We start from the raw sequence: 13,285 nt of genomic DNA, 5'->3' as shown, positions 1-13,285 counted from the left end.
GTATTTCTGCGGTCGATAATGTAGCATTTGATAGCTATCCTAAGAAAAGCACTGAGACAAGACAGCGCTGAGTAATTAGTTAACTTCTTTATGCTTTACCGTCTAGCGTTAACCTCTAGCCTGGTGCTGGCAAGTGCATTAAGCTTGCAGGCATTCGCTCTAGATCAAGCTGTGCTAGCTCAAAGTGCAGATGTTCCGTTCAGTGGAACAGTTCCAGATGAAGCTACCTTTATTTCTCCTGCCCCTGGCACTGCTGAACCAACTATTTCTAGCAATTCTGGTGGAATTGCGACAAATCTTGAATCACAAACTCCTGCCACTATCGGTGTACAAAGCAGCACATCCGCAACTGTTACTGTTTCTCCCCCCAAGCTTGTATCTGGCCCTAGTCCCGATCCATCTGGGACAACGCACATTGGCTTTTTAAAATTTGGTTCGACCAATGTTCGCAGTGATGTTGGTGGTGGGAGCGCAACTTTGCCAGCAGGTAACACCAATCTAGAGGTGAATTTGTTAGTAGAACGACCAGTAGGATTTACGCCAGGAATTTATACCTACGTTGTTACCTTAACCATTGCACCATAACTGCTTTTCTTGTTGATGCTTCGTTTGATTGAACTCTAATTTATTTGAGAAGGATTAAAAAATGATTCGTCGTTCTTTATTAACTGCTGCTTTGATCATTGTTGGTTCTGCTACTCTTGCACCCAAAACAATGGCACAAACTGCTGATGTTCCCTTTACGGGAAATGTTGCTGGTGTCTGCAACTTCGATCAAATTACCCCTGGTAAATTGGGACTCAACCAAGTGACTAACCCAACTGCACTAGCGGCAATGTTTTCTGGAGGGGTATTTGGTAAGGTTGTTGTTAGCTGTAACCAAGGTGCCAGAGTGAGTATATCTCAACCACAGCAGACTGGAGGCCCTGGGTTTACACCCATGTTCTCTGTCGGGGAGATCAATTCACCTTTTGGCAGTACGAATTCTCAAGGTGGTAGTCCTGTGTTACTGCCCCCTGGTGGCGGTTTGCCTTTGGATATAAACATGATAGTAGATAAGGGCAGTCCCCTTGTTCCTGGAAACTACAGCTATGTAACAACGTTGACTATCGTGCCATAGGCGAGAATTTTCCCCAGTTTACCTTCAGATTGATTGAGAAAAATAGTTGCTGAATATCTTGTCGCTAGAGAATAAATCTTCAAGCGGCAAGATATTTTTCTGATTACCTAGAGATAAAATAAGTCTGCTTTTGGGAATTATAAATCAGGAATTAAATTTACAATCCTGCCATATTTATAAATATGCTCAATCATAATTGGCGCTCTCTAGCTGCTGTTAGTGCTGGCTTATTCGCCCTAATATTGTTTCCTGGTGCTGCTAAAGCACAAATGAGCGTTTCTCCTCTGGTGATTGAAGCCAAGGCGGAACGCGGACAAGCCCAAGGAATGATCACAATTTCCAATACCAGTAAGACTCCTTCTCGGATTCGGATCTATGCTCAACCTTTCACATATAGCCGCGATTCAGGGTTTCAAACCTTATCCTCTAGTCCCAATGACCTGACAAAATATCTGCAATTCTCACCGCGTGAGTTGACTGTCAAACCAGGAGAAGTTCGGCGGGTGCGCCTCATTAGCCGCTTGGCTCCTAATTTACCTGATGGGGAATATCGTGCGGTAGTGTTTAATGAAACTCTTAGTGAATCCAAAGATGCTGCTGGTAATAACGTTACTTTGGTGGCACGAATTGGCGTGACATTCTACGTCAGAAAAGGCAATCTTTCTCCACAATTAGCGATTGATAGTGCCAGCTTTAACCCAGAGCAAAAACAAATTCAAATTTTAGTTCGCAATAACGGTCAAGCAACTGTTCTCCCTAGTTTAAATTGGACTTTACGTCAAGGACAAACTGTTATCAAAACTGGACAGGTAGATACTAATGCTGTAGTGGCAAATAGCGATCGCAATTTCTTATTAAATTACCCCAATAAAAACCAACCAGCCCTGAATCCTGGTCAATATCAGCTAAGTGGTGAGTTGTTTTGGGGTGAAGACAGTAAAAAAAGTAAGCTGCCCTTCAATTTAAATATTACTATTCCTACACAAACTGCGGCATCACAGAAAAAATAGCTTGTGTAATATAATTCATAATTAATAAATTCAAATTAAATCTGGCATCTGTAGCCTGATTTGGGAGAATTAATCTTGCTGTAAAATACAGCATTAATATAGATAATTTTGTCTAGCAAGTGGGAATGATATGTTGTGGAGACATTGCAATGCAACGTCTCTATTTTTATAGATAAATTTCCCGATAAATGAAAATTCTGTGCAACTTCGGTTATTAACTAGCACAGGCAAATGTCTGCTAGCTGCGATCGCTCTGATCTGTCAAATTACGATCGCCCCAGCGAAGGCAGATACACCTGCGATTTCAAATCTACAAACGCCCACAACTGCCCAATTAGCTAAGGATTCAGAATTTAAAGTTTTTCCCGTAGGATTGAATCTAGGAAACCGCAATGTCAATCCTAGCGTTTTAGTGCGTGGTCAAGAAGATGGTTCTGAAGCAATTGATTTTGCAAATTGGCTGTTACCCTATGATGCTGTAATTCAAGGGTTAAAATTAAATGTTACCACTTTACCTGATGGGCAATTAGAAGTGCGATCGCCTGGTGTTGTGACTCGCATCGACCCAACAAAACTTCGCACCGATCCAGAATTAGGATTAGTTTTTACAATCCAAGATTTACAAACTCTCTTTGGCGTAACCGCGAAATTTGATATCAATGAATACGCCATAGTTTTAGATGTTCCAGGATCAGATCAATCTACTGGCAAACTAGCAGAAACGGAAACTCCGATTCAACTGGAAGGATTACCACACATTGCACCTCAAAAGTTTAGTGTCGCCGCAATTGAACAAAAGGTAAATGCTAGCGGTAGTGCTACCAGATCGACAAACTATAGAGGTGATTTTCTGGCTGTTGGTAGTGCTTTTGGTGGTTCGTGGTTCATCCGCACCGATCAACCAAATTTAGAAAATCCGCAAACTTGGAATATTGCCGAAGCACAGTTTTTGCGACAAACTAATTCAGCTGATTATTTTGTAGGTTCCCAGCCAACGTTTTGGCAGGCTCAAGGAACAGGAGATTATTGGGGTTTTACATCCATTCAACGACAGGGTTTTGTACCACCTCAACCCTTCGGTGGTGGTTCTTCCGATCCTCGCCAACGTTTACAAGCAGATTCTATTGGACAGACAATTTCTGGTAAAGCTGAACCAGGTACATTAGTGCGGTTGGTACAAGGTTTTGGCGATCGCGTGATTGCTGAAATTTTAGTTGATTCTTCTGGCATTTACCGCTTTGAAAATATTAAAAGTCAAAATCAATTTTTGGGCAACAATTATCGCGTCTTGCTTTATCCCCAAGGACGACTCACCGCACAACCTGAAATTCAACAGGCTAGTTTTTCGACAGTCCCAGGACAATTACCAGCAGGTGCTTCAGCATTAATCGTTTCTGGTGGCTTACGACGGGATTTTGTGGGAAATCAAAGTCTGTTGGGCAACTTTTCTGACTTTCGGGGCGGAATTGCTGGGCGTTGGGGTTTATCAGAAAATCTGACAGTAGGCTTAGGTGGAGTGTATGACGAATCGCCTAGAGCCTTAGCAGAATTATTTTGGCGTCCGGGAAACTTACCTTTGCAGGTAGCAGTTTCAGCACTGACGGGTAATAAGTGGGATGTCAATACAGATATTCGCTATAATCCATCTTCTAGCTTGAGTGCTGCATTTCTCAGCGATCGCTTGTCTAGTCGTTTTAATTTAGATTGGCGAGTTTTGCCTCAATTCACCTTATTCACTAGTACTGACACAGCTGATGCGACATCTGGCGGAATGCAAATTAACTTGAGTGGCAAAGATGTCTTTACCTTTGCCCGTGTCAGCTTAGATACTAAAAACCGCCTGCGCTGGAATTTGCTGCAACGTCTTGGGAGACTAGAATTAACGCAACGCGGTAACGAAATCAGTACTTTGTCGGAACTGACTTACAAATTTTCTAAAAACAGCTTTTCTAATGGTGGCAGCGCACTGCTGTTAAATTATGAAACACAGAATCAAAATCGTAGCGACAGCTTGTTAAGTGTAAGTTGGCGCTATCGTTCACAACAACAGGCGATTGATGGTAGTTATAGGTGGGAAGCACAGTTGGGTTATGGCATTGGTTCTCAGGGTAGCGGGCTGCTAGCTACATTATCAACAACAGTTTTACCAGGTTTGCTATTACGGGCGCGTTATCAAGGAGTATCGCCGAGTTCCGATGAAGCAACTTTCAGCATAGATTTAGCTTCTAGCCTGAATTTACAAGGGGGTATTAGTCCAGGTGATCGCCGTTCTAATTACTTCCGTACACAAGGCGGACTTTTGATTAAGCCATTTTTTGACCGAAACAATAACGGCAAACAAGATCGAGGGGAAGCAGTTTATACAGATAACGCAGATTTATTGTTGACTTTGAACAATAAACCTCTGAAGTCGTTTTTACCACAAATTCAAGGCGATCGCACTTTAGTAAGGATGTCTCCTGGCGTTTATCGCCTAGACCTCGATCCAGCAGGTTTACCGCCTGATTGGCAGGCTGCGGTTGAATCCTTAGCTGTTGATGTGATTGCTGGCAGTTATACCCCTGTGATGATTCCGCTAATTCGTTCTTATACGCGATCGGGGGTAGTCACCGATACTCAAGGTCAAGCGATCGCAGGCGCACGGGTAGAAGCCATACAACCAGATGAGGGGACTCGGCGTTTTTCTGTTACCAACGGTGCTGGAGTCTATTATTTAGAAGGCTTGCCGCACGGTAAATACACTCTACAAATCAACGGTAAATCTGCCGGTAGCTTGAAATTAGAAGAGTCTTCTGAACCATTTCAAGAGCTTAATTTGCAACAGCCATCAATTCCCTAAGGGGAAACACGGTACAATCCAGAGGCACTTTTATTGTTACCAACGCGGGTTAAGGATGGAAGCAAATTTTCTGACGGCTGTTTTTCTGCCTTTGGCTCTATTTATTATCATGTTAGGTATGGGGTTAACTTTGACCCTAGAGGACTTCAAGCGAGTTGTAATCTATCCCAAAGCGGTGGTGATTGGCTTGGTGGCCCAGTTGATCATGTTGCCGATTGTGGGCTTTGGCATTGCGTCGGTGTTTCCCCTTGAACCACAATTAGCAGTAGGTGTGATGATTTTAGCAGCCTGTCCCGGTGGCGCTACTTCTAATATGATTACGTTTTTGGCTGGGGGTGATGTTGCTCTTTCTGTGACGCTAACAGCTATTAGTAGTTTCATTACTGTTTTTACGATTCCTCTGGTAGTAAATTTGTCAATGCAGAGATTTTTGGGGGAAGGAACAACGCTACAGTTACCTTTCTTAAACACTGTTTTGCAGATTGCGGTGATTACACTTCTACCTATAGCAATTGGGATGATAGCCAAGCGGTATGCACCCGGATTGGCAGACAAGGCAGATAAACCAGTGAAGTGGCTGTCTTTATTTTTCCTGGCGGTGGTAATTACTGGAGTGCTGCTGCGAGAACGGAATAATTTTGTTTCTTACGTAATAGATGTGGGCTTGGCAACTCTGGTTTTGAATGTGGTTGCAATGGCTTTAGGTTTTGCGATCGCTACTTTAACCCGATTAGGAGAAAAACGTGTTACGGCAATTACAGTAGAAGTAGGAATTCAAAATGGGACACTGGCGATCGCGATCGCTTCTACACCTACGCTGCTGAATAGTCCTACAATGGCTATTCCTGGGGCAATTTATGGTCTGCTAATGTTTGTCACTGGTGCTGGATTTGCTTGGTGGTCTAGTCGTCGTCAAGCCTTGTTGAAAGCATAAAAGTATTTTCCCTCATGGGTTACAAGTATTTGTACAAATTAAATATCCCATCTTGTTACGTTAATGTTTTTTGCCTCTTCTGCTAAACCGATTGATGACAATCTCAGAAATTTTGTAGATGAAATTGAAGCGCAAAGTCCTAGTTTGTCAGTTTTAACAGCGCGTCAATTTCGTTATAGCTTACGTCAAACTCCTGTAGAACTAAATATCAAGGAACCCCGCCAGTTTAACGTCCTCGAAGAATTTATCATCCGCGCTGCTATTGAATTTCAACCTCCACCAACCGAAGATGAATTAGCCTCTGTACTTGGGCTTGATTCTGTATTTATTAAAACTACTACTGCAACTCTTCGTTCCTTACAAACTCTATCACCAACATCGCCACTAACAGTTACTCCTGAAGGTCGCTCATTTTATGAAAAAGGCTCTGTGCCACAGCCGCCATATCCTATACAAATTAATGCTATTACAGACCCTTTAAGCGACAAGATTACCTTTCAATCTGAATCTTTAAATGAAACAGTGATAAATTTGCCTGATTTGGCAGACTTTATAACTATTGATAATACAATTGCTGATATTGCTTCTTTACCACTTGAGAAAATACAAAAAAGTATTCAAGCTTCAGGTTTATCACTTCATTTCCCAGAAGAGGGAAAAATCGTCACTTCCTGTAAAGTGCTTGCTTCGACTCAAAAAATTTGGAGAAAGATATCGCTTTTCGTTATTTTCGATGCCCTTGAAGATAAATTGAGCATTCAAATTAGAAATGGAAAGCAAATTTTAGAGTCAGCATCTAATTGGTTAGAAGTGCTATACACTGAAGGCAAAATTTCTTTGCAAGCACTATGTAAATTGTCAACCGAAGCCATAAATTTTGAACGTGAAGCCATTCTCAAGCAGAAAAATAATGAAATAGAGGCTAGACTCGAAAATATTCGCAAAAAGGCGCTAGAAACTGCTACGAAAGCCAGTGATGAAAAAGTGCTAGGTGAAGCCGTACAGTTACGCGATGGACAAATTAGCCAAGTTTTTTCAGAAGTTTTAAATTCGGCTAAAAGTCAAGTTATAATCTATTCTCCTTGGGTGAATCAGGCAGTTGTCAATGAAAAATTTCTCTCTCTGTTACAGAAATTAGCTAATCGCGGAGTTTGGATTTTAATTGGACATGGAATTGCGTGGCAACAAGAAGATGAAGATAAACCAATTCCACCAGAAGTAGAGAAAAAACTTCGAGCGATAAAAACACCTGATGGTTTACCATCTATACAGGTTTTTTGGTTGGGAGATTCCCATGTAAAAGAAGTAGTAGTTGATAAAGAAATCCATCTTTGCGGATCTCATAACTGGCTATCTTATCGCGGCGATTATTTACCACGAGGCGAGTCAGTTTATAAAGTTACAATTCCCCATCAAGTCCAGGAAGCTTATGAATTTCTCGCGAATCGCTTCCAAACTCACGCTCAAAATTTATGGCAAAATGTTCTAGAAAACCGCGATTATAAACTGGCTGTAGAGACTTTATGCGTGTGGGGTGCGCTAGGTATGGAAGATATTGCACTCAAAGAGATACAGCAAAACAACTGGCTAGAACTTCTACCCGTATGGTTAAATGTGGCACTTCAGGGGTTAAAGTCCAAGAATATACAAGCTGATTCAGGCATTTTTAAAACTGCACTTTCGTTGCTGAATCAGGTTTCTCTGGAAGAGGTTTTTATTGAGTTATTGCAACAGGGATGGCGTAAAATTATCGGCGCGATCGCAATTAACCATCCCGAAACTGCTTTAAACTTACTTACTGATGAAGTGTGGGAACAGTTTCTACGTCTCAATATTGTTCAAGAGAGTGATTCACGTAATGATTTTATTTTGTACCGTCCTTAACCCACACTAGTACCGCAAGGCGGAATTAAAAATTAAAAATTAAAAATTAAAAATGAAGACAGCGTAAGGGTTTTGTTGATTGGGAATGGGTGGTTTATTTCCGCCGTGCTGTACTAGGATATTTTTCATATTTCAATAGTAATAATTTATCGGAAGACAGCGCAAAAATATGCCTTCTTGATTTCGCATGAGTTGGCAATTAAATGATTCTTAACCTTTGATTGACCGAAAGATAGATCCAGAGATTCGTCTTATTCGATACAATTTGTAGGTAGAGAGAGCCGAGGAGAACAAGGTGGTCTTATTAAAAGGCTTTGAGATTGAGATGTACACTGGCACGCCTCAAGGTGAAATCGTCGGTCTCTCCGACAAAATTGTTGCCGCTTTGGGTGGGTTTATGCGGGAGCCAGATAGCCGCAATGTCGAATACATAACCCAACCATCCCATAATTACGATAATTTATTGTGTGCCTTGCTGCGTCCCCGGCGGGAGTTGCGAAACTACCTCAATCGTTTAGGCGATTACACCTTGATACCGGGAAGCACTTTATCTTTGGGTGGCGGCGATCGCTTTCTCCGTTCCGATCCAGCAAATCCTTATCATGACTACATTGAGAATACCTACGGGACGAAAGTAGTTACTGCTAGCGTACACATCAATATAGGAATCAGCGATCCAGAAGTATTAATGCGGGCGTGTAGGGTGATTCGCATGGAAGCACCTCTATTTCTCGCCCTCAGCGCCTCATCTCCCTTCCTGGATGGCAAAGCTACTGGCTATCACTCCACCCGTTGGGGTGTCTTCCCACAAACGCCTAGTCATGTACCGTTATTTGCCAGCCATGCCGATCATATCCAGTGGGTGGAAGATCAACTCGTTGCCGGAACCATGCAAAACGTGCGGCATTTGTGGGCATCAGTGCGGCCAAATGGCGATCGCCGTCCTTATGACTTGAATCGCTTAGAATTGCGAATTTGTGATTTAGTCACAGATCCGATTGCTTTGCTGGCGATTACTGCCTTATTAGAAGCGCGTTTGTTGCAAGTAATTGAAAATCCTAGTATCGATCCATTAACCCAAAGTACTTTTTCTGCTGAAGAACTTGTCACCTTGACTGCTGAGAACGAAGCTGCTGCTGCTGCTGATAGTCTTGATGCTCAGTTGAGGCATTGGCAAGATGGTAGAAATATCCTAGCCAGAGATTGGATTTCTGAAATGTACCAAGATGTTTGGGCGATCGCCAAACAACGAGGCTTTAGCTGTTTCCTTTCCCCATTACACAAAATCCTCCGCGAAGGTAATGAAGCTCAACAGTGGTTGCAATTACACGCAGTCGGTTTTGATAGCCAACGGGTCATCACTCAGGCTATTATCGCCACTCAAGAGCGCGAAATCGAACTCGAAGACAAATTGTGTTCGTCACTACTGGCTTAAGTCAAGGGAATTGGGCATGGGGCATTGGGCATTGAAAAGAGGCAGAGGAGCAGAGGAGAAAGAAAAAGAGGTAATTTTTATTCTCCCCCTGCCCTCTGCTCCCCTGATTGTCCCTGATCTCCCCCTACTCCTCACTACTACTCGCCTCTTCATACAAATGATAGATTCTCTTGGAGAGACTACCAGCCCTAAAAGACACAGGTACTTACTTTTTCTACACAAAACTTAATATTTCCTGATTTTAGCCAAATATCCTCTCAGGCATTGCCCTGGGAGGGTTTGCGATTCGTTTTAAAAATCTAATCGATGGATGATGCTTGATTATTATTAACAAAACCTATGAATCACCTCTACCTTTTGGTAGATTTAACATTGACAATAGATTGTTTTATACAATACGTAAATTATACGGACAATGCCTCAGGTAGTTTTAGTTAACCCCCAAATCCCTCCTAATACAGGTAATATTGCCCGTACTTGTGCAGCTACAGGTACAGAATTGCATTTGGTGGGGCCTTTGGGATTTGAAATTAGCGATCGCTACCTCAAAAGAGCGGGCTTAGATTACTGGCCTTATGTCAAACTCCACTATCACGAATCCCTAGAAGCCTTTAAAACATTACATCAGGAGCGTGGAGGTAGATGGCTGGGTTATACAGTTGGCGGAAGTTGTAATTATGTAAACTTTCAGTTTCAAGCTGATGATTGGCTGTTGTTTGGTAGTGAAACTACGGGCTTACCACCAGCAATTCTGTCAGATTGCGATGCTACTCTGTATATTCCCATGAGCCAACCGGGGGTTCGCAGCTTGAATCTGTCGGTAAGTGTGGCAATTGGCTTATTTGAAACCCGTCGTCAGTTAGGCTATTTACAATAGTTGATTACCTTTATACCCATAAGTATATTCACTTACGATATCTCCCAGAATCTATTAGACGATTTATTTTTGGCAGCAAAAATTTTCTTGTTTACTGTAATAATATGTAAAACAATATACCGAAAATTAGGTTTATTACCAAAATGTAGTGGAAGATACTTACAAACAAAGGAAGGTTATTATAAGAAATTTGTATATAAAACTTGGGGTATTGCCAAATTTGAATGATAGATTTTGATGAATTTGAAACATCCTAAATTTGGGAACAAACGCGCTAAAATCCAGTCATGTCTTACATTTGAGCTATTTTGGCTCAATGAACGGCAGAAAGCAGCCAAAAAGTAGCCGATAGTTAATACGGTTGTTTTTTAGGGAATAATCAACGTAAAGTCTCGTGTTGAGAAGACGGATTGGGTAGAAATATCTTGAAGATATCTACAGCAGGGGGCATCAATTTTCCAGAAGTCGCAGGCAGCAATTTAATTCTCAGCAGCGACTATGGACTTGGCAAATAGTTTGTCCAGTCCCCGCGATTGACGCAAGACAAGCGCGGACAATGGTAAAGAGTAAAACGTCCTAAGTGGTGTTAGGAGTGGTTCGGACAAGTAAACACAGCAAATTTTAAGTTTTGCTAACACGTGTGAACTTGTCTAAATCAGAGAAGCAGGTTAATCTTGCGTAAGCATCTCTGGTGAATGTGATCTTGATCTATCATTTGTTGTGATCTAAATCATTGACTAGTATCCAACTGAAAAATCGAGGTCAGTTAAGCGCTAGTGATCATAGGAGGTCGTCTTTGAAACGAGCATTAAAAAAGAGAGTAAAAGCTGTGTTGAACAATAACCCCAGCAGCGATGATGCCCCGGTAGAACTGCTAAATGTGATGAATCCAAAAGTTAACCGCCGGGTGCGGACAAAAGCCGCCATGATTGGCTTGGCAATCTCTATGGGAGCAACCAGCCTTTTGGTGACTCGACAAAGCGATCAAGCCCAAGCAGCAGTGCCAGTAGGCAGCCAAAAGGCAACCTCCGCGATTCCTGCTGTTCCTGACACTGAGGTGAAATTCGCCTCCACAAAGCTGGAGTCCCAAGCAGTCTCATCAGCGAGCGTGCCGGAAAGTCCTGTGATCGTGGAACCAACGGCAGTCTCACAAGTGCCTGGGCTTGAAGCTAAATGGCAAGTTGCCGCAAGTGGAATGTCTTTGCAAGTTCCTGCATCAGAAACGTTTTCCCAAGCAACAGCTGATTATAAAAATTCCCCTTACCTGAAGCCTCAACTGGCACAGGGATTGAACAATACCTTAGCCGAAACTAGTTTCCCAACAGTCAATAATCTGTCTGACTCTAGTGCTGATGGTTTTGGTAGTACAAATGCATCATTAACTGCCGAGCCACAAACAGTGGCAACATCTAGCGCAGTCAACAGTGAAATAAATGCACAACTTAAGGCGCAACAAGAGTTCGCACTAAATCGATTACAAGAAAAATCGAACCGTTTAAGAAAGAGTCTGGCGCAGCTGCGGTCTGGGGAGAACCAAAATTTATCACAAGCTGATCTAGAGTTGGCACAGCCAACAACTGTGGTTGAGAAGACTGTATTAGCCCAATCAGACATTTCTGACGATGCCAGCAAAGCTAACCTGATATCGAGGTTAAAACAGAAGACACAGACTAATACAAGTGTACCAGTACAAGTTACACCAACAGTTATTGCATCTTCGACTCGAACTGCCTACGAAGTGAAGCCTGGAGATACACTAGCAGCGATCGCCAGCAGATACAACACTTCAGTGTCAGAAATAGTTAAGGCAAATAACCTCAATAATCCAAATGAACTGCAAATTAGTCAAAAACTAGTTATTCCTGCTGTTCAAGTTGAGGCAACTGTAGCCACTAAGCCCACTTTTGTAGAGTCCAGCAAAACTCCAAAAGTAGCCACCTCCCCTGTGAATATTGGTAGTGCCAACTCATACCTACCTAGTTCACAATCACCAACCATTGCCGACAACAGTAGCGTTGCTGTCCCTACACCAGTAACTGTTCAGGTTCAGGCAAATAGTGCAACTGACTTAGAAACAGCCCCCCCAACTGTTAGGTCTTATGGCGTTGGTGGTGACATTCCAGTGCCACAAGCTTTTGCCGAAATGCAACAGCCTAAAACAGCGGCAAATAGAGTAGCAAGGGGAAACAATAACAATAATGACCGTTTGCGGGGCTTACAAGCGGAAATCCAGAGGTTACAGCAGAAATATCGCGCTCAACAGTCTGGAAACTTAGTTGTGCCAGCAGCAGCTACCGAAATTAATAATGCTGCGATGCTCACTCCTATTTCTACCCCCAATAATATCCCCGTACCGAACTCTGCTCCTCGACGGAATAGTGTAGCGATACCAATTCCAGTTCCAACACCGATTCGGGCTAACTATAGCGCTCAACCAATTAAGACCCAATTCCGTACTACTGTACGCCCTAACGAGGCAGTAAACCCAGAGTTCTTGCCTAATTTAGGTTCTGCTAGCCAGTGGACTCCCTCTCGCACTCCATCTCCAACCAGAGTTGCAACGCCTGTTGGAAGAGTAAATTCCTCTGACTCCTTAGGAAAGATGCGGGGAACCACCGTTTCTCCACAGATACTACCGCCTTTGGCAGCAGTGGATCAATATCTGCCCAGACCCATTGACGAACTTACTCCTCCTCCATCTTCCTCAACCATAGCTTACACATGGCCAGCAAAGGGTACTCTCACCTCTGGTTATGGCTGGCGTTGGGGTAGAATGCACAAAGGAATTGACGTTGCCAACTCCACTGGTACGCCAGTTGTCGCCTCAGCTGAGGGGACAATAGAAAAAGCTGGTTGGAACAAAGGTGGTTATGGCAACCTTGTCGAAATCCGCCATCCTGATGGCAGCACGACTCGCTATGCTCATAACAGCAAGATTCTGGTGCAAGCAGGTCAGCAGGTGAATCAAGGAGAAACAATTGCTTTAATGGGTAGCACTGGTCATAGTACTGGGCCACACACCCACTTTGAAATCCATCCATCAGGCAAGGGTGCTGTTAACCCAATAGCTATGTTACCGGATCGCCTGTAAATCTTGGCTAGTCTGTAACTAAATTATTGCCTTGTTAGTTGAGGGAGTTTACCTCCCTCTTTTGCTTTGTATGACCTCAATAGGGATGGAAGTTA

General features: G+C 42.9%; 9 protein-coding genes. All 9 read left to right on the top strand.

Going from position 1 to position 13,285, the window contains the following annotated elements:
- The first annotated feature begins 90 nt into the window (after window positions 1–90).
- Complete coding sequence (locus tag HUN01_RS13665; RefSeq protein ID WP_181931733.1) at window positions 91–585, top strand: hypothetical protein; 495 nt, start codon at window positions 91–93, stop codon at window positions 583–585.
- A gap of 61 nt (window positions 586–646) precedes the next feature.
- A complete protein-coding gene (locus HUN01_RS13660) occupies window positions 647–1,120 on the top strand; it encodes a hypothetical protein (protein WP_181931732.1) in 474 nt (157 codons plus the stop codon).
- A 182-nt stretch (window positions 1,121–1,302) separates the two neighbouring features.
- Entirely contained in the window at window positions 1,303–2,130 is an 828-nt protein-coding gene (locus tag HUN01_RS13655; RefSeq protein ID WP_181931731.1) for a fimbrial biogenesis chaperone, read from the top strand.
- 199 nt (window positions 2,131–2,329) lie between these two features.
- Window positions 2,330–4,969, top strand: coding sequence for a carboxypeptidase-like regulatory domain-containing protein (locus HUN01_RS13650; protein ID WP_181931730.1), 2,640 nt, complete (start codon window positions 2,330–2,332; stop codon window positions 4,967–4,969).
- 55 nt (window positions 4,970–5,024) lie between these two features.
- Window positions 5,025–5,903, top strand: a complete 879-nt coding sequence (locus HUN01_RS13645) for a bile acid:sodium symporter family protein (RefSeq protein WP_181931729.1) — start codon at window positions 5,025–5,027, stop codon at window positions 5,901–5,903.
- 63 nt (window positions 5,904–5,966) lie between these two features.
- Complete coding sequence (locus HUN01_RS13640) at window positions 5,967–7,787, top strand: phospholipase D-like domain-containing protein (protein ID WP_181931728.1); 1,821 nt, start codon at window positions 5,967–5,969, stop codon at window positions 7,785–7,787.
- A gap of 295 nt (window positions 7,788–8,082) precedes the next feature.
- Complete coding sequence (gene gshA / locus HUN01_RS13635) at window positions 8,083–9,222, top strand: glutamate--cysteine ligase (RefSeq protein ID WP_181931727.1); 1,140 nt, start codon at window positions 8,083–8,085, stop codon at window positions 9,220–9,222.
- A 415-nt stretch (window positions 9,223–9,637) separates the two neighbouring features.
- On the top strand, window positions 9,638–10,099 hold the full coding sequence (locus tag HUN01_RS13630; RefSeq protein ID WP_069068390.1) for a tRNA (cytidine(34)-2'-O)-methyltransferase: 462 nt from the start codon (window positions 9,638–9,640) through the stop codon (window positions 10,097–10,099).
- A 796-nt stretch (window positions 10,100–10,895) separates the two neighbouring features.
- Window positions 10,896–13,190, top strand: coding sequence for a peptidoglycan DD-metalloendopeptidase family protein (locus HUN01_RS13625; RefSeq protein WP_181931726.1), 2,295 nt, complete (start codon window positions 10,896–10,898; stop codon window positions 13,188–13,190).
- Window positions 13,191–13,285: the final 95 nt, after the last annotated feature.

The organism is Nostoc edaphicum CCNP1411 (assembly GCF_014023275.1).
Taxonomy (GTDB): Bacteria; Cyanobacteriota; Cyanobacteriia; order Cyanobacteriales; family Nostocaceae; genus Nostoc; species Nostoc edaphicum_A.
Note: the sequence above shows the minus strand (reverse complement) of the source record. Positions and strands in the feature narration are given on the sequence as shown.